Source organism: Christiangramia sp. OXR-203, from assembly GCF_034372165.1.
GTDB lineage: Bacteria > Bacteroidota > Bacteroidia > Flavobacteriales > Flavobacteriaceae > Christiangramia.
The window spans coordinates 2,660,561-2,678,432 of sequence record NZ_CP139698.1 but is presented as its reverse complement, the minus strand read 5'-3'; the positions used below and the strand labels follow the sequence as shown (position 1 = coordinate 2,678,432).

The 17,872-nt window shown below is 39.0% G+C and carries 19 protein-coding genes; 9 read left to right on the top strand and 10 right to left on the bottom strand.

Annotated elements, in window-relative coordinates; genetic code table 11:
* Window positions 1-358: 358 nt before the first annotated feature.
* Window positions 359-3,814: a methylmalonyl-CoA mutase family protein gene (locus T8I65_RS12390; protein ID WP_322300900.1), complete on the top strand. Its 3,456-nt coding sequence runs from the start codon at window positions 359-361 to the stop codon at window positions 3,812-3,814.
* Between the two features lie 63 nt (window positions 3,815-3,877).
* On the opposite strand, the gene T8I65_RS12385 is transcribed toward T8I65_RS12390, so the two are convergent.
* Window positions 3,878-4,276: a hypothetical protein gene (locus T8I65_RS12385; protein ID WP_322300899.1), complete on the bottom strand. Its 399-nt coding sequence runs from the start codon at window positions 4,274-4,276 to the stop codon at window positions 3,878-3,880.
* Between the two features lie 116 nt (window positions 4,277-4,392).
* Here T8I65_RS12385 and T8I65_RS12380 point away from each other — a divergent pair, with 116 nt between their 5' ends.
* The 3 genes from T8I65_RS12380 (at window position 4,393) to T8I65_RS12370 (ending at window position 6,731) form a co-directional block, all read left to right on the top strand.
* Window positions 4,393-4,830 (top strand): Lrp/AsnC family transcriptional regulator, encoded by a 438-nt coding sequence (locus tag T8I65_RS12380; protein ID WP_322300898.1) that lies wholly within the window; start codon window positions 4,393-4,395, stop codon window positions 4,828-4,830.
* A gap of 196 nt (window positions 4,831-5,026) precedes the next feature.
* Window positions 5,027-5,227: a DUF1328 domain-containing protein gene (locus tag T8I65_RS12375; protein WP_026914415.1), complete on the top strand. Its 201-nt coding sequence runs from the start codon at window positions 5,027-5,029 to the stop codon at window positions 5,225-5,227.
* Between the two features lie 103 nt (window positions 5,228-5,330).
* On the top strand, window positions 5,331-6,731 hold the full coding sequence (locus T8I65_RS12370; RefSeq protein WP_322300897.1) for a hypothetical protein: 1,401 nt from the start codon (window positions 5,331-5,333) through the stop codon (window positions 6,729-6,731).
* On the opposite strand, the gene T8I65_RS12365 is transcribed toward T8I65_RS12370, so the two are convergent.
* On the bottom strand, window positions 6,728-7,933 hold the full coding sequence (locus T8I65_RS12365; protein ID WP_322300896.1) for an MFS transporter: 1,206 nt from the start codon (window positions 7,931-7,933) through the stop codon (window positions 6,728-6,730). The genes T8I65_RS12370 and T8I65_RS12365 overlap by 4 nt on opposite strands.
* 73 nt (window positions 7,934-8,006) lie before the next feature.
* Here T8I65_RS12365 and T8I65_RS12360 point away from each other — a divergent pair, with 73 nt between their 5' ends.
* Window positions 8,007-8,621, top strand: a complete 615-nt coding sequence (locus T8I65_RS12360; protein WP_322300895.1) for a DUF1684 domain-containing protein — start codon at window positions 8,007-8,009, stop codon at window positions 8,619-8,621.
* On the opposite strand, the gene T8I65_RS12355 is transcribed toward T8I65_RS12360, so the two are convergent.
* From T8I65_RS12355 to T8I65_RS12330, 6 genes are all read right to left on the bottom strand, one after another.
* On the bottom strand, window positions 8,618-9,718 hold the full coding sequence (locus T8I65_RS12355; RefSeq protein ID WP_322300894.1) for a porin: 1,101 nt from the start codon (window positions 9,716-9,718) through the stop codon (window positions 8,618-8,620). The genes T8I65_RS12360 and T8I65_RS12355 overlap by 4 nt on opposite strands.
* 122 nt (window positions 9,719-9,840) lie before the next feature.
* Complete coding sequence (locus T8I65_RS12350; protein ID WP_322300893.1) at window positions 9,841-11,067, bottom strand: ammonium transporter; 1,227 nt, start codon at window positions 11,065-11,067, stop codon at window positions 9,841-9,843.
* A gap of 27 nt (window positions 11,068-11,094) precedes the next feature.
* Entirely contained in the window at window positions 11,095-11,433 is a 339-nt protein-coding gene (locus tag T8I65_RS12345; protein ID WP_322300892.1) for a P-II family nitrogen regulator, read from the bottom strand.
* Between the two features lie 164 nt (window positions 11,434-11,597).
* Window positions 11,598-11,969 carry a fluoride efflux transporter CrcB gene (crcB, locus tag T8I65_RS12340; protein ID WP_322300891.1) on the bottom strand — a complete coding sequence of 124 codons (372 nt, stop codon included), beginning with the start codon at window positions 11,967-11,969 and terminating at the stop codon, window positions 11,598-11,600.
* On the bottom strand, window positions 11,962-13,017 hold the full coding sequence (locus tag T8I65_RS12335) for an SRPBCC family protein (protein ID WP_322300890.1): 1,056 nt from the start codon (window positions 13,015-13,017) through the stop codon (window positions 11,962-11,964). Before T8I65_RS12335 ends, crcB begins: the two co-directional genes overlap by 8 nt.
* 53 nt (window positions 13,018-13,070) lie before the next feature.
* Window positions 13,071-13,259 carry a DUF3810 domain-containing protein gene (locus T8I65_RS12330; protein WP_141878476.1) on the bottom strand — a complete coding sequence of 63 codons (189 nt, stop codon included), beginning with the start codon at window positions 13,257-13,259 and terminating at the stop codon, window positions 13,071-13,073.
* Between the two features lie 45 nt (window positions 13,260-13,304).
* On the opposite strand from T8I65_RS12330, the gene T8I65_RS12325 reads away from it, so the two are divergent.
* Window positions 13,305-13,691 carry a nucleoside triphosphate pyrophosphohydrolase family protein gene (locus T8I65_RS12325; RefSeq protein ID WP_322300889.1) on the top strand — a complete coding sequence of 129 codons (387 nt, stop codon included), beginning with the start codon at window positions 13,305-13,307 and terminating at the stop codon, window positions 13,689-13,691.
* Window positions 13,692-13,744: 53 nt separating this feature from the next.
* Here the strand turns inward: T8I65_RS12325 and T8I65_RS12320 are convergent, their stop codons facing one another.
* Entirely contained in the window at window positions 13,745-14,794 is a 1,050-nt protein-coding gene (locus T8I65_RS12320; protein ID WP_322300888.1) for a branched-chain amino acid aminotransferase, read from the bottom strand.
* 114 nt (window positions 14,795-14,908) lie between these two features.
* Between T8I65_RS12320 and T8I65_RS12315 the strand changes: the two genes are divergently transcribed.
* From T8I65_RS12315 to T8I65_RS12305, 3 genes are all read left to right on the top strand, one after another.
* A complete protein-coding gene (locus T8I65_RS12315; RefSeq protein ID WP_322300887.1) occupies window positions 14,909-15,415 on the top strand; it encodes a DUF4920 domain-containing protein in 507 nt (168 codons plus the stop codon).
* A 1-nt stretch (window position 15,416) separates the two neighbouring features.
* Window positions 15,417-16,091 carry a tRNA (5-methylaminomethyl-2-thiouridine)(34)-methyltransferase MnmD gene (gene mnmD / locus T8I65_RS12310; protein ID WP_322300886.1) on the top strand — a complete coding sequence of 225 codons (675 nt, stop codon included), beginning with the start codon at window positions 15,417-15,419 and terminating at the stop codon, window positions 16,089-16,091.
* Between the two features lie 73 nt (window positions 16,092-16,164).
* Window positions 16,165-17,067 carry a TIGR01777 family oxidoreductase gene (locus T8I65_RS12305; protein ID WP_322300885.1) on the top strand — a complete coding sequence of 301 codons (903 nt, stop codon included), beginning with the start codon at window positions 16,165-16,167 and terminating at the stop codon, window positions 17,065-17,067.
* Window positions 17,068-17,116: 49 nt separating this feature from the next.
* On the opposite strand, the gene T8I65_RS12300 is transcribed toward T8I65_RS12305, so the two are convergent.
* Window positions 17,117-17,785: a YceI family protein gene (locus tag T8I65_RS12300; protein WP_322300884.1), complete on the bottom strand. Its 669-nt coding sequence runs from the start codon at window positions 17,783-17,785 to the stop codon at window positions 17,117-17,119.
* Window positions 17,786-17,872: the final 87 nt, after the last annotated feature.

Genomic DNA, 17,872 nt, shown 5'->3' with positions numbered 1-17,872 from the left:
TATCGATTTTGTTCATGTCTTCTGCTGATGTATTTTAGCGAGATAGATCTGATTTACAGGTTTTTAGATTAAAGGTATTTAATGATTTTTATTTCTAATTTCAGTTTTAGATCAATTATGTTGAACGGATGATGATTGATTTATGATCACCTGATTAATACTTTTCCATATTAATATAAAACATGAGTACTGAATTATTAGTAGACTGTTTTCATACATCAGCATATTACGAGTTCATATTCCTGCTTAAAAGCCACCTCCCCCAAGGTGGCTTTTTTTAAGTTTTCAATAATTTTAAAATCTCATTTTCATTGCGATTTTCGTAAATTGCAGGTCAATATTCTTGATATAATTAAATATGGAGCAACAAAGTCCTTATAAACCTAAAAATAAAATAAGAATTGTAACCGCAGCCTCGCTGTTCGATGGTCATGATGCCGCTATTAATATCATGCGTAGGATCATCCAGGCTACTGGAGTTGAGGTGATCCATCTTGGACATGATAGAAGTGTGGAAGAGGTGGTAAACTGTGCTATTCAGGAAGATGCACACGCGATTGCAATGACTTCTTACCAGGGTGGTCACACCGAATACTTCAAATATATGTATGACCTGCTTAAAGAGAAAGGTTCAGAACATATCAAGATCTTCGGCGGTGGAGGCGGAGTGATCCTTCCAGATGAGATCAAGGAATTGATGGATTACGGGATAGACAGGATCTACGCTCCAGATGATGGTCGTGAAATGGGCTTGCAGGGGATGATCAATGATATGATCCAGCGTGTTGATAATCAGGTTCCAGATCTTGAAGAAGCAGACAAGGTAAACGAGAATCTGCAATCCAGAAAAGTTACCACGATCTCCCGTCTTATTTCACTTGCTGAAAACAGGCATGAGGAATTCCTGAAACATTTTGATAAGAACAATTTTGACACTAATAAAACTCCTGTTCTGGGAATTACCGGTACAGGTGGATCTGGTAAATCAAGTTTGGTAGACGAACTGGTTCGAAGATTTTTAATGGATTTTCCTGAAAAACATATTGGGATCGTTTCTGTGGATCCTTCAAAAAAGAAAACTGGAGGTGCATTGCTTGGTGACCGTATCAGGATGAACAGTATCAATCATCCTAGAGTTTTTATGCGTTCACTTGCTACAAGGCAGGCGAACCTGGCATTGTCCAAGCATGTAGCAGAAGCTGTCGATGTGCTGAAAGCAGCCAGTTATGAACTTATCATTCTTGAAACTTCAGGAATTGGGCAGAGTGATACAGAGATCATGGATCATTCAGATGTGTCATTATATGTAATGACTCCGGAATTTGGTGCAGCAACGCAGCTTGAAAAGATCGATATGCTTGATTTTGCAGATCTGGTTGCGATCAACAAATTCGATAAACGTGGAGCTCAGGATGCTTTGCGTGACGTAAAAAAGCAATACCAGAGAAACCACCAGTTGTGGCATGAAGATGCTGAGAAACTTCCGGTGTTTGGTACCATCGCTTCTCAATTCAATGATCCTGGAATGAATACGCTTTACAGAAGTCTTATGGACGCTGTAGAGGAGAAAACAAATTCAGGGATGAGCTCTACTTTTGAAATTTCAGAAGAAATGAGCGAGAAAATATTCGTGATTCCGCCAAAACGTACTCGCTATCTTTCAGAAATTGCTGAAAATAACCGTGGTTATGATGAAACAGCTGCTACTCAAACTGAAGTTGCTCAGCGTCTCTACGGAATCTATAAAACCATCGAAACCGTTGCTAATATAAAAACCGAGTTTGGTAAAGATCAAACCAAATACCTTGATAAAAACGGAATCGATCAGGATGGGATCATAGAAGTTTCAGAAGAAGATCAGTCCGAATTTTTAAAATTGCTTTTTGCTGAATTCGATAAAGTAAAGATGGATCTGGATCCCTACAACTGGGAGATGATTCTTGCGTGGAACGATAAAGTGAATAAGTATACGGAACCTGTGTATAGCTTTAAAGTCCGCGATAAAGAGATCAAGATCGATACTCATACAGAGTCACTTTCACATACGCAGATCCCGAAAGTGGCGCTTCCAAAATATAAAGCCTGGGGCGATATTCTAGGATGGTGTCTTCAGGAAAATGTTCCTGGAGAATTTCCTTATACTGCCGGACTTTACCCGTTCAAGCGCACTGGTGAAGATCCAACGAGAATGTTTGCCGGTGAAGGTGGACCGGAGAGAACCAATAGAAGATTTCATTACGTAAGCCAGGGATTACCGGCTAAACGACTGTCTACCGCTTTTGATTCGGTTACGCTCTACGGAAATGATCCAGATCACCGACCAGATATTTATGGTAAGATTGGTAATTCCGGAGTATCTATATGTTGTCTTGATGATGCGAAAAAGCTTTACTCTGGATTTGATCTTGCAGATGCGATGACCTCTGTGAGTATGACCATTAATGGTCCTGCTCCAATGTTACTTGGGTTTTTCATGAACGCCGCGATCGATCAGAATTGTGAAAAGTACATCAAAGAGAATGGTCTTGAAGACAAAGTAGAAGCAAAACTGAAGGAGCTGTATGACGATGCTGGTATTGACAGACCACAATACCGTGGGGACCTTCCAGAAGGAAATGACGGACTTGGCTTGATGCTGCTGGGATTAACCGGTGACCAGGTTTTACCAGAAGATGTGTATGCTAAGATCAAGGCTGAAACTATAGCTGTAGTTAGAGGAACCGTTCAGGCAGATATTTTAAAGGAAGATCAGGCTCAGAATACTTGTATTTTTTCTACTGAATTTGCGCTACGATTAATGGGTGATGTTCAGGAATATTTCATTGAAGAGAAGGTTAGAAATTTCTATTCTGTCTCTATTTCCGGATATCATATTGCTGAAGCTGGTGCGAATCCAATAACCCAATTGGCATTTACCCTGGCAAATGGATTTACGTATGTTGAATATTATTTAAGCAGGGGAATGGATATCAATAAATTTGGTCCAAACCTTTCGTTCTTCTTCTCTAACGGCGTAGATCCGGAATATGCAGTGATTGGTAGGGTTGCCAGAAGAATCTGGTCCAAAGCCTTAAAACATAAGTATGGAGCCAATTCCAGAGCTCAAATGTTGAAGTATCATATACAAACTTCAGGAAGGTCTTTACATGCGCAGGAAATTGATTTTAATGATATTAGAACTACCCTTCAGGCATTGTATGCGATCTACGATAACTGTAATTCATTGCACACCAATGCTTATGATGAAGCGATCACCACGCCTACTGAAGCTTCAGTAAGAAGAGCGATGGCTATACAATTAATTATCAATAAGGAGTTAGGGCTTGCTAAGAATGAGAATCCTATCCAGGGATCGTTCATTATCGAAGAATTGACCAACCTGGTGGAAGAAGCTGTGCTTACTGAGTTTGATCGAATCACAGAACGTGGCGGAGTGCTTGGTGCTATGGAAACTATGTATCAGCGAGGAAAGATACAGGAAGAAAGCCTGTACTATGAAACTTTAAAGCACAATGGAGACTACCCAATTATCGGAGTTAATACTTTCCTGAGTTCTACAGGTTCTCCTACGGTAACACCGGGTGAAGTTATTCGTGCTACGGAAGAGGAAAAAGAACACCAGATCAAAACTCTGGAAACTTTACATAAGGCTAAAGAGGATTCTGCTGAAGAAATGCTGGAAAGAATACAAAAAGCAGCAGTTACCAATCAGAACCTTTTCGAGGAATTAATGGAGGCAACGAAAGTTTGTTCGCTAGGACAGATCACTCATGCATTGTTTGAGGTGGGTGGACAGTATCGTAGAAATATGTAAATACTGAATTATTTCAGATATTAAAAAAATCCCGGGAAACCGGGATTTTTTTGTTTTCTAACTTTATAAGGATAGTCGCCAGACGCTTTGTAATTTTCTAAACTTCTGAATTTCTTTCCGTAGAAGCCGTACGAAATCTGTTCCGTTGCTATTAGCAAGTTCAAGGTGTTCGCAATGCTTATTTAAACGTTCGGTAAGCAGACTTACGGCATGCACATAATGCTTTCTACTTTCCTGAAAAAATTCATTTTCGGCCCTCGCAATATTCGGCAAAAGTGATTCTGAATATCGAATGATATCACCGGTAAAATAAACGCTCTTATCTTCCAACCCATGATCATTTAAGCCAGATACATCAGGCAAAAGATAATCTGATACAGATTTGGATATCTTCATGATCTCCCGGGCCTTAGAATATAATGCTTCGCTGGGCTGTCGGGACTTGTCGTAAGAGGATGACATCGTTTAAATTTTCCTCTAAATTACTAGAGACTTATCAAAGATGCATTTAAAAGTTAATGTAAATGATAGAATTATATTTAATATTTAAATTTATAGCTATATAATACTTTAAAAATATGGTTGATAAATTGAACTGGGCGATCCTGCAGGAATTACAAATAGATGCGAGAGCTTCGTTTTCAGAGATAGGAAGAAAAGTGGGGTTGAGTTCACCGGCTGTTGCTGAGAGAATGAAGAAAATGGAAGATGCGGGGGTGATAAATTCCTATAAAGTCAATATCAGTCACCAGAAGACCGGATATCAACTAAGGGCGGTAATTACTTTGCGCGCATTTACAGGAAGATTAAAAGCATTTTTAGAAACCGTTCCAACCTACAAAGAGGTGCTCAATTGTTATCGTATAACTGGTAACGAAAATATAATTATGGAGGTGATCTTAAAAGATCAGGTGCACCTGGAAAAGCTCATTGATCAATTAATCACCTATGGGGAAACCAGAACTCATATTATACTTTCCAAAGTTGTGGACGATGCGCCAATACTACCACGATAAGAATATTTAGTTTTTCCAGCAAATCTAAACGAGCCAGAAAAAACTGTTAAAATAATGACTTTCAATTCTTTCTGTTAACACTTTAATTTGAGAATACCCGGTTCTTAGTTAAAAAGATTCCAATTGTAATTTTGTTAGGACAATATAATGAGATTCGTACTTAAATTTGTATTAAACAAAACAAGTAAAAAGTATCATGAGGAAGAAAGCACTATTATTTTTAGTTCTTGCAGCAGTAACAGGATTAGTTGGATTTACCGGATTATCATTTTCCGGAATTGAAGTAGTTAGAATAATGTTCCTGATTTTTGCAGACCTACTGGTGATTTCTCTTATGGCGAAATTATTTTTTCCGGAGAAACCAAAAATGAAATATCAGCCAGTAAAAAGGAGATAAAAGACACATTCAAAGTGCCCCAACCCGTAAGTTTATTACTTACGGGTTTTTTTATGGAATAATTCGTGATGCAATTATTATATTTAACAATATTCGAACACCTATGAAAAGACTTCTACTGTACATCTTCTTCCTAATACTCCCTCTTTTAATGGTAGGACAGGAGATGAGAATCGCCAAAGGCAATGTTACTAAAGGCATTAATATTCCTGGATCCAAAGGTGAAACTTTCGCAGTTTATACCCCTTCACAATATTCTCAGGATAAAAAATGGCCGGTTATTTTTATTTTTGATCCAAAAGGAAGGGCGACTAGTACAGCAAATCTTTTTCGACCGGCTGCGGAAGATCAGGGGTATATAATTGCAGCCCTGGAACTCGATTTAAAATCTAAGTCTCTGGATAGTGTAATAAATACCTCAGTATCCATGATGAACGTAGTAACAGGAACTTTAGGAATTGATCCTGAGCAAATCTATTTTGCAGGCATGGCAGAAGGGGCACAGATCGCCTCTGCCCTTACTCTGATGAATAGGAACATGGCTGGAATCCTTGCTATTAATAACTCATTCGTCAATCCAAAATTTGTGAATGATCAGGAGCCATATATGTTTATTGGAATAGGAGCAAGTCAGGATTATATGGTGTACGAAATGGAAAGCTATCTTAAATTCTATGACAAGCGAGATTTCCCAACGGAAATCTATTATTTTGACGGTAAGGAGAATGATTGGCCTTCCAGTGCAGTCATCTATAATGCAGTTTCCGGTTTTACGCTACAAGCAGTAAAGGATGGTACAAGACAGGCAGATAAAGATTTCATTTCTAAATTATACCAGCAGGAACTGGATTATGTGGAAAGTCTGAGGCGTACAAGGAATTACTATTCTGCGTATCAAAACCTGGAGAGAATGAAAGAAAAGTATGCAGAATTTGGTTACGAAGACGAAGTGAAAGATCGAATGAAAGAGGTAAGGCGTACCAGGGGTTATTCGGCTCAGAAAAGAGATTTTAAACAGGCAGTTTCTTATGAGCGCGAACAACAGGCAGAGTATGAGTACCTTTTAACTTCAGATGTGATGACGCAAAACTTTCAAAATATCGGTTGGTGGGCGTACCAAATGGATGGTCTGGAGAAACTTCAGAATAGTTCTGAAAAGGCAAAAGTTGATATGGCTTACAGGTTGAAGGGATATCTGGACTTTCTCTCCAAGCGACAGTTCGATGATATCATGAAATCCAATGCAGGAATTGATGCCAGAATTTTTATAAGTGTTTTAAGAACAGCAATCAACAAAGAAGACCCTGAAGCCTATTTCAAAATTATATCACTGGCTTCTTTGGATGGGGATGCTGAAACGGCTCTTTTGTACCTGGAAGATCTTCTGAAGACCGGTTACGATGACTATGAAAGATTGTATTCCATCGATGGAACTCTGGATTTGAAATTCTCTGAAGAATACAATGCGATCATTCAGAAGTATCTCAAAAAATCGAAATACTAAGCTGCTTCCCTCACCAGAAACTTCTTCAGAAGAATAAGTAACAGGATGCATACAACGGCGAGCCCCATCATAGTGTACCAGGTGAAGTCGTAACCAAAATTATCGATTAATTGCATTCCGGAGTTATGTCCAAAAATATGGCTGACTGAAAAGGCGATACTATAGAGCGCCATGTAACTGCCACGTTTTTTGCCTTGAGATCTAATAAGAGCAAAAGAGTTAGAAAACGGAAAAGCGATCATTTCTCCAATAGTAACCAGAAGCATTCCAACAATAATAATACCTACCCAACCGGTAAGGTTTATGACCAGAAAACTTAATGCGGTTAGGAAGGCGCCGAATATGACATAATTCAACGTTCCTAAATTTCGGTTTTCCAGGTACTTGATCAGCGGCATTTCAAACAGGAATATAAAGAACCCATTCAGTCCCAGTATAAGTCCGATTTCGAGTTCGCTCAATTGATGCACTTCGGAATAGTAAAGTGGCACCGTAGAGAAATACTGGATAAATACCAGTCCGAACAGCATTAGTGCTACTATGAATACCCAATACAGTTTATCCTGGTATGCAGAAGCGGTATTGGTAATCTCCTCTTCAGGTTCTTCTACAGCACGCTTAGGATGAAGTAGTTTTAACAATAGGACACCTGCAAACAGGCATGTAATACCGTCTACCCAGAATAATCCATCATATCCAGCAGTAGCTATAATTAAACCTCCCAGCGCTGGTCCTGCTGAAAACCCCAGATTTATCGCCAGTCTTATTAATGTTAGGGATCTTGTTCTGTTCTGCGGTTTGCTATAGGCGCTTATCGCAACAAACACTGCAGGTCTGAAGATATCTGCTATAGACATGACCAGGTAAATTCCAAGGCAGAACGTCCAGAAATCCTGAGGAAACTGAAGTAGAACGAATAATACAGAGCTACCAATCAAACTACCAGCCATGGTTTTATAATGCCCGAAAATATCTGTTAGCTTACCGCCCAGAAAAGAGCCAGTTACAGATCCCAGCCCAAAGAATGTGAGTATCCATCCTACCTGCTCCAGGCTGAAACCCTGACTCTTGGTTAAATACAGAGAAAGAAAAGGAATGACCATAGTTCCTGCTCTATTAATCAGGGTGATCAAAGCCAGTAGCCAGATTTCTTTTCTTAGTCCAGAGAACGAATCGATATAGGATGCAAATAACTTTTTCATAGAATTGATAAGCCTCAAAATTAGTTCAATTTTTCTGGTAGATATTGGTTATTTTGGGAATTAAATACATCACATGTCTTCACTCAGAAATATCTTTTTTATCCTTATTCTTTGCATATCCTCTTTGTTACATGCACAAATGCCGGAAGCTGTAAAAGCTTCGGAAGAGTATCGAGTGCAAATGAATGAAGATTTTAGAGATCCCGAAGAATCTCCACTGGAAAAGGAAGACCTGGAAAATTTTGATGGGCTGGAATTTTTCACAATCGATACTGCCTATATCGTTGAAGCAGAATTTGTTAGAACTCCATCGGAATCTCCTTTTGAAATGCAGACAAGCACTTCCAGAACTTCAACCTATGTGAAATATGGAGAGCTTTATTTTGAACTAAAGGGAAAAGAATTTATGCTGAATCTATATCAAAATCAAAATCTTAGATCAGATCCAGAATATTTCGATTATTTGTTCCTGCCATTTACAGATGAGACCAACGGAATTTCTACTTATGATGGAGGGAGATATTTAGACTTCAGTATTCCTGAAGAGAAGAGAGTAACTATTGATTTTAATAGGGCATACAATCCTTATTGTGCATACAGCGGCCGGTATTCTTGTCCCATTCCTCCTAAGGAGAATCATTTGGAAACAGCAATACCGGCCGGCGTTAAAAAGTTTACTAAAAACTAGAATGCATAAATAGCAGCGACAAGAAAGGAAGCCAGATTACTATTTGGTTGTAGGTCCCGATCCAGAAATGCCGGGAAATCATCAGAAACGCTATCCAGACGCAATTCAGGTTTTATGATGAGTCCGCCGGTCTGGTAACTTCCGGTTAGCGTGAAAGCAGTAATACTGGTGTCTGCTCCATAAACAACACCTCCGTCTTCCAGTTCTTTAAAGTACTCAGCTCTTAAGCCAAGACCAAAATTGGATGTAAGTGAAAGTTGCGGGTAGATTGCTGCACCATAGAAGCCTGCACCATCAGTATCCTGGTAAGTAGTATTCAATCCAAGGTAGAAGCTGTCGGTTAGATCCCATCCCGTGGTTAGATCTATTTGAAATAGACTGTCATCTGAAAGTGATTGCTCTCCATAGAGAAGATTTAGAAAGGCACTTCCACCGTCTTTACTGTAACCTAATTGCCCTCCAAAACTATATTTCCCGATAGGGTTGTATTCTGTATAGTCAGTAGGATTCATGATGGCCAGCATCCCGGTCCAGTTATCGTCAAAGCTAAAGTCGGCTTTGATCCCAGTGTGAGAGAAAGGTCCGTAGGAGAACATATAAGAGGTAGAATAATTGAAATTTGCTACCGGTGAAATTACCTCGTAACCAAGATAAGTGTTCCAGTTTCCTAAAGTGAATTTTAGTGCGTTATTCACTTTATAGTAGGCGTATAACTGATTCACAATTTGGGCAGAACCCTGGGATAGAAATACAGCATCTTCACCTCGGGGTCCAAATACCAGATCTGCAACAAAGCCGACTTTATCATTTTCGTAGCCCAGTATCACATTTGCCATTCCAATGGCAAAACCGGGATCATTGGCAAAGGAAGTCGCGGGAGCGGCAGGATCTAGAGTTACGGCGTCACCACCTACGATCTCTTCAGATTGGTTGAGCCCATTAAAATTTGTTCTGAAATAGGCATCAACACTTCCGCTTATACTAAATGTTGAGGCTTCTTCTGTTTCATTTTCCTGAGCCTGCAAGCTAAATGAGAAGAATAAGAGGCATGGTACAATGAAGATTTTTATTAATTTTGAAAATGTAATTGCATGCATAATTTTAAGATTAAAACATTGTTAGTGTATTCGTTTAGCGACGGTATTACTTAATGTATTTTAAAGTTTAGCAATTATATAGCGGAGCGTTTGGAGGAACGCTCCGTTTCTATTTTTAGCTGTTATTTCTGATTAAGTCCGAAATCTGGATAGGCATCCATTCCATGTTCATGGATGTCCAGACCTTCAGTTTCTTCTTTTGCTGAAACTCTTAGCCCAAGAGTAACCTTCAGAATATAGAATATGATAAATGAAGTCACTATACAGAAAGCGGCATAAGCTCCAACACCAATAAGTTGAGTGATGAACTGATCAATACCCGCCATATTTCCGAAGATACCTACGGCAAGGGTTCCCCATATTCCGCAGATCAAATGAACGGCTACGGCACCTACAGGATCGTCCAGTTTCAATTTGTCAACAAACGCGACTCCCATTACAATAATAACACCTGCGATCGCACCAATAAGAATTGCATCTGTTGGGGACATCTGGTCTGCACCGGCAGTGATTCCTACCAATCCACCCAGAATACCATTTAAAAACATAGTGATATCGTAGTTCTTATAAAGGATGCTGGAGAATATAAAGGAGGCTACTCCACCTGCTGCTGCTGCAAGACAGGTTGTTACCAGGGTTAATGAGGTTAGTTCTGGATCTGCAGAAAGTACTGAACCTCCATTAAATCCAAACCATCCTAACCATAAGATCAAAACTCCTGCAGTGGCAAAAGGCATGGAATGACCAGGAAAAGCTCCAATTTTACCATCTTTGAATTTTCCAATTCTTGCTCCTAAAAGGTAAATTGCAACGAGAGCTGCCCACCCACCAACAGAGTGAACAAGAGTTGAACCAGCAAAATCATAGAATCCCATTTCATCAAGGAATCCGCCACCCCATTTCCAGGATCCGGCTATTGGATATACAATTCCCACATAGAGAATTACAAAGACCATAAAACTGTTTAGTTTGATCCTTTCGGCTACAGCACCAGAAACGATAGTTGCTGCTGTCGCTGCAAACATTCCCTGAAATAGGAAATCTGTCCAGTAAGTATAGCCTTCACTGTAGGCCAGATCTAGACTTCCATCGGCAAGAGGACTATCCAGTCCAAAGCCTGCGAAACCAAAATATCCATTGAACTCTCCCGGATACATCAAATTGAATCCAAGCAGGCAATAGAGTAACAGGCCTACAGTGATAATAAACAGGTTCTTAAATAATATGTTAATCGTATTCTTTTGCCTGGTAAGACCAATCTCTAAAAGAGCAAAGCCCATGTGCATAAAGAAAACGAGTGCCGTACAGATCATCATCCATACGTTATTGATAGTTAATATTCCTTCCATAATAAGTTACTGTTGAAATTGTAGTTTTTACTTGAGTGATTCGGAACCTTTTTCCTTGGTTCTTATTCGGTAGGCTTCATCTATTGTGGACACGAAGATCTTTCCATCTCCAACGCTGCCGGTATAAGCAGCGTCCATTAATGTTTCTATGGTTTTGTCCAAGAAACTGTCTGTGACCACGATAGACAGGTATCTTCGTTGAATATCTGCGGTGCTGTACGATACACCACGATAAACATGACCTACCTTTTCATTTCCAACTCCGGTAACATCCCAGTAGCTAAAAAACGTAACTCCAATTGAGTGCAGGGCTGCTTTGGTCTTGTCAAACTCAGACTTGCGAATAATTGCTTCAATTTTTTTCATAAATGTTGATTAAGAGAGGTTTAAAGTTATTAAAAACTTTAACAGACCCTGTTAAAATATAACTAGCAAGTCAACTTTTATGATATAAATAGAAAACACCCCTATAAATTTAGGGGTGTATAAATAAAATGTTTAAAATCGAAATATATGTATCTGAAAATCGCTTAAAAAAGTCTGGAAAGCATAATTCCGAGAAATATGGCGATAATTCCCAGTACGATACTACTTAAAAAGTATATAGAGAATGAAATATAATCACCAGATTTTATCATATTGAAATTTTCGAACGAAAAGGTGCTGAAGGTGGTGAAACCACCACAAAAACCAATGGCTATAAGAAAGTATAATGGATGATTAAGCATATCCTGCTTAGTAAGCCATCCAAGGGCAAGCCCTAGCAAAAAACTACCCAGAACATTAACTACTAGAGTTCCCTGGGGAATAACACCTCCGTCATTTAAATACTTGCTTATCAAATATCGCAGACTGGATCCTAAACCACCACCAAGAAAGACGAGTAGCAGGTTTTTAATCATCTAATACTGTTTCTTTTTCTCCCAGAGGAATGTATAAATGAGTAATCCATTCGGCTGGATTCGCATTGTCCCTTGGTCCGGTAACATGTACCTGGAATAACTCAGCATCTTCCATAATTGCCAGGTCATTCTCCTGAATATATAGGTAAGCCGCATCCCAAGCTTCCTGTAGATATTCATAATCACCTTTTAGGGTGGTTTTCAATGTTTTTTGATTAGGCATAAAACCGTTCAGTACCTGGCTATCCTGAGGAGTGATCACCTCACTTGGAGTAAAGTACGCTGCTGAATAAATGGCGGTTCCTCTATCTTCATTTCTTTCATTGAAGAGAATAAAAGGTTTGCCAGTCATTTCAATATTATTAGAGTTCATGAAGTTGCTTACGTCGTTTGTCATATCCTCCATTTTACCCGCAATTTGGGAAAGTCGGCTCGCAGTAGTGATATAAAGATAATAACCTCCACCGTGTTGCGTTACTCCGTCCACATTGATCGTATAACTTTCGATCTCCTTTCTTATCTGCTCTTCAAGATTATCCATTCCTTGTTTGAATACCGGCTGTAATCGCTGAGTCATACTTTCATCTTCAAACAAAAATGCTGCTTTTTCAAGAAAAGTTTGATCACCTTTTAAAGTCCAGGTAGTTAAGATACTGTCATTTTGTTTTTCAAAAGACCAGGAGATATCACTGGTGCTTTGCCCAAAAGTTGTTTTGAAGGTAACCTGTTGCTCAATGCTACCATGAGGGTTGGCTTTCGTGGTAACCAGCGAACCATCACCCATTTCCTCACTACTCCATTCGTAATTCGCACCCTCGCCAATGGTCTTATCACCGTAGTTGATGATCATGTCTTCAGCACCATTCGACCATGGTTCCCATTCTTTCCAGGTAGTAAGGTCATTTACCTCATCATAAAGAACTTCTTGCGGACCTGCGATCATGCGCTGTTCCTGTACCTGGTAACTTCCATCCTTGGTTGCGATATAAATGGACGCTCCAATGAATATGATTAAAAGTAGGAAAAACAGGTATTTAAGAATTTTCATGATGACTGGGATTATTGGGGACTAATATAATTATTTTGGAGTGGTTGCAAGAATCAATGATTCAGCTGTGTCTTGATTATAAATAAAATGACAATAAAAGCTATGAAGGCTAATAGTACCATCAGACTTCCTTTATAGTATTTTTTATGCAGTTTCAGATCCTTTCGGTAACTAATGATCATAACGATGATAAATGCTACCACGAAAAAGGCAGCGAATATAAGTTGTCCGGTAGAAAACATTTAGTTAATTTTTCAGCAAAGTTAAACTTTTTATACATTCTAATCATGAAGAAAGCTATTGCTGCTGTGGAAGAGTTTCATTCTGCATTTGGTCTTGGCGTTAAACAGAAGCCAGAGGCCAATCTTGGAAAGGCAAAGAACCTGTTGCGTTATCACCTAATGAAGGAAGAGAACGAGGAGTATCTGGAGGCAGCAAATAGCGGAGATCTTGTTGAGGTAGCAGACGCTCTTGGGGATATGCTCTATATATTGTGTGGTACAATTCTCGAACATGGTATGCAGCATAAGATTGAAGAAGTTTTTGAAGAGATACAGCGAAGTAATATGAGTAAACTGGATGACAATGGTGAGCCAGTTTATAGAGAGGATGGAAAGGTCCTGAAAGGGAGTAATTACTTTAAACCTGAAATAAGTAAGATCCTTGATAAATGAAAATCCCGAAAGAGAACTTCCGGGATCATATATCATTACTATTTAGAGGAATCTTATTTTACCTCGTAAGTCCAGTTGTAAAGATCTTCAGCCTCGTTATACTGAATTTTCATAAGTGTGTCCTTGAAAAAACTGGCATAAGAATCATCCATCTTTGGTAATTCGAACTTTTCTTCTTTATAGCCGAAGCCAGCAATAGGATTAATCACAGTTGCCGTTCCAGATCCAAACATTTCTTTTAATTCTCCTTTTCTGGCAGCTTCAACGATCTCCTGAACGCTAACTCTGCGTACTTCAACTTCAATATTATTTTCTTCCGCAAGTTTTAGAACACTCTTTCTAGTCACCCCGTCAAGAATACGGTCGTTTGTTGGTGCAGTTACCAGCTTGTTTCCAATTCTAAAGAAAATGTTCATTGTGCCGGCCTCTTCAAGATATTCATGAGAATTAGCATCGGTCCAGATGATCTGCTGGAAACCTTCTTCCTTTGCAAGATTGGTAGGATAGAACTGTGCTCCGTAATTACCGGCAGCCTTAGCAAATCCGACTCCACCGTCTGCAGCTCTACTATACTTTTCTGAAAATTTCACTCTCACTTCTCCGCTGTAATAAGCCTGTGCTGGAGAACAAATAATCATAAATTTATATTCTTTTGCTGCGGAAGCTGATACACCTGCCTCTGTAGCAATCACGAACGGTCTTAGATATAAACTATTTCCAAAGCCTTTCTTAATCCAGTCTTTATCTAACTTCAATAGTTCTTCCAGCGCCTCAAAGAAATAATCCTTCGGAAACTCAGGAATTGCCATTCGCGCACTGGATTTATTGATCCTCTCAAAATTTTGCTCTGGTCTGAAAAGCCAGATACGGTCATCTTTATCCTTATAAGCTTTCATTCCCTCGAATACAGCCTGTCCATAGTGAAACACACGCGCTGAAGGCTCTAAAGATAAAGGTCCATAAGGTCTGATGATAGGTTTTTGCCACGCACCATTTTTATAATCACATTCCATCATATGATCTGAGAAAACCTGTCCGAAAGCTAGATCATCAAAATTAGTCTTGTCTATTTTAGATTCGGTAGTCTTTTGTATCTCTATCATTAGTTGGTGTTTAGTAGTTGGTGTATTATTGCGCAAATTTACCGAAATATTAGCAGAACGAAAATCTAAAGTTTTGGTAAATTTGAAGACTAACCTTTGTTTAGATATATAATCATGAAAAAATTTGCATTTATTCTTGCTTTTTTTTGTCTCTTATCCTGTGATCGAAAAAAACATAATGATGAAGCTGAAGCTGTATTAGAAGATAATGTTGAAGCTAATTATGAATCATATGGCCAGGAAATTAGTCCTAAAGGCACTTTCTCCTCATCAGTTATGCTGGAAAAATATGAAAGTTTGCGAGGGGGAGACACTATCAATGTGAAATTTGATACCAAAATTAATAGTGTCTGTCAGAGTAAAGGCTGCTGGATGGTTCTGGAATTACCCGGAGTGGATGATGTAATGGTGAAATTTGAAAATTATGGCTTCTTTGTTCCAAAGGATGCTATGGGTAAAGATGTGATTGTTCGTGGTAAGGCATTTATTGAAGAAACAAGTGTAGAGGAGCAACGTCATTACGCTGAGGATGCGGGCAAATCTATTGATGAGGTAATGGCGATTCGCGAACCTGTGAAAAAATTTGGTTTTACAGCTGATGGTGTTTTAATAAAAAAATAATTTGGAAAGAAAGATCATTAAAACCAGCGATGGTTCCGTGACCATACATTTGCCGGAATGGGATGAACAATACCACTCCAAACATGGTGCTATTCAGGAAGCCAGGCACGTTTTTCTTAAAATGGGATTACATCACTGGTTGGAATCAAATTCAAAGAGACCACTGGAAATTCTTGAGATTGGTTTTGGGACCGGTCTTAATGCTTTTCTAACTCTTTTAGAATCCAATCGTAATGATATTGAGATAAATTATACAGGAGTAGAAGCATATCCTGTAATTACTTCAGAAATTGAAATGCTTAATTATCCAGAGGCGGCCGACGCTACTTCAGCTGAAGACCAATTCAATAAACTACATTCCGTTCCCTGGGAAATTTCAGCACCCATTACCGAAAAATTTTCATTATTGAAGAATAAGCTGACATTTCAGGAACTCGATATGACCAATCAGTTTGACCTGGTATATTTTGACGCTTTTGGTGCGAGAGTTCAACCAGAGCTCTGGGGAGAGGATATTTTCAATTCGATGTATAAAGCTTTAAGGTCTAATGGTGTCCTTGTAACCTATGCTGCGAAAGGGAGTGTTCGGAGAGCCATGATTTCTGCTGGTTTTGAGGTAGAAAAATTACCAGGCCCTCCAGGCAAGCGTGAAATGTTAAGAGCTGTTAAACTATAACTGCATTCTCGTTAAACCTGTAGAATTGTGCTACACCTGCCTTTAGTGTGTCGTATATTTCTTCAAAAAAGAGATGAAAGTACTTATTACAGGAGCTACTGGAATGATTGGTTCCAGGTTGAGCGATTTATGCAGAGAGAGTGGCATGATAGTACATTATCTAACCACCAGTAAATCGAAGATCGAGAAAAGGGAAGACTACAAAGGTTTTTACTGGGATCCAAAGTCTGAAGAAATAGAAAAAGAATGCCTTGATGGTGTTTCAACGATTATTCACCTTGCGGGTGCCAGTATCGCTGAAAAATGGACTTCAGAATATAAAGAAACTATCATTAAAAGCAGAACCGAAACTGCAGCATTGCTATATGACACCCTGAAAAATAATGAACACCAGGTAGAAAATTTTATTTCTGCCAGCGCTATTGGTAAATATCCGGACTCCCTTGAAAAATTATACTTCGAGGATGACGAAGTTCTTGCAGATAATTTTGTTGGCACGGTAGTGAAGAAATGGGAAGCAGCAGCAGACAGGTTTAGTAACCTTGGAATAGACGTAGCAAAAATTCGCGTTGGACTTGTGCTTTCAGAAAAAGGCGGAATGCTTGAGAAGGTTAGGAAACCTATAGAAATGAATGTCGGAGCTCCTTTGGGAAGTGGTAAACAATGGCAGAGCTGGATTCATCTCGATGACCTCGCCGGTATTTTTCTTCATGCTATAGAAAGAGAGCTTACAGGAGTTTATAATGCGGTTGCCCCAAATCCGGTAACAAATAAGGAAATGACCAAGCAGTTAGCCGATCAACTCAATAAGCCGTTGTGGCTCCCAAATGTTCCGAAGTTGGTACTTAAAACCATGTTAGGTGAAATGTCACAGATCGTACTTTCCAGTCAGTTGGTAAGTTGTAAGAAGATCGAAGAACATGGATACAAATTTAAATACTCCAATCTTTCCAAGGCTTTGGAAGATCTTACTTAAAAAAAAAGGCTGCCAGATGGCAGCCTTTTTTATGATTTGATCTTTATAATTAAGCTTTTTTAGCTTCAAGGTTGATCGTTAACTGAATTTCATCATTGATGAACTTGTCTCCAAGACCTTCAAATACAGATTTAGAACCGTAGTTTACGTTCCATTTTGTACGATCAATGCTGAAATCCTCACTGCTAATAGTGTAAGTATCATCATTCTTACTGATAGTTACAGGGAAAGAAATGTTTTTAGTAACTTCTTTCATTGTAAGGTTTCCTTGTAGCATAGTAGTACCTTCTTCTTCACTGATTCCAGTTACTTCGAAAGTAGCTTCAGGATATTCCTGAACGTTAAAGAAGTCACCTTCTTTTCCTTCTACAGTTCCCATAAGGTGAGCCTCAAGATTTGACTTCTCCTCTCCTTCAAGATCTGTAACTTCGATAGACTGCATGTCGATCACGAAAGTTCCACTCTGGATCGTAGAATCTGTAGCCATAAATGTACCTTCTTTCACAGCAATAGTTCCTGTGTGATTCCCAGTTGGCTTAGAACCTTGCCATTCAATAGTTGAAGCAGTAGTATCTACTTTATATTCCATTGCTTCAGCTTCTGCAGTTGCCGCATCTTTCGCGTCTGCAGTTTCAGCTTCGTTATTGTTATTCTTACATGCTGTAAAACCAAGTCCAAGACTAGCCACTACAAAGGCATTCAGTATTAATTTTTTCATTGTTAAAGTTTTTTATATTCCGCGCAAAAGTAATTTGAAAATCAAACCATGCTTCTTAAAGTTTTATTAAATAATTACTGTGACATT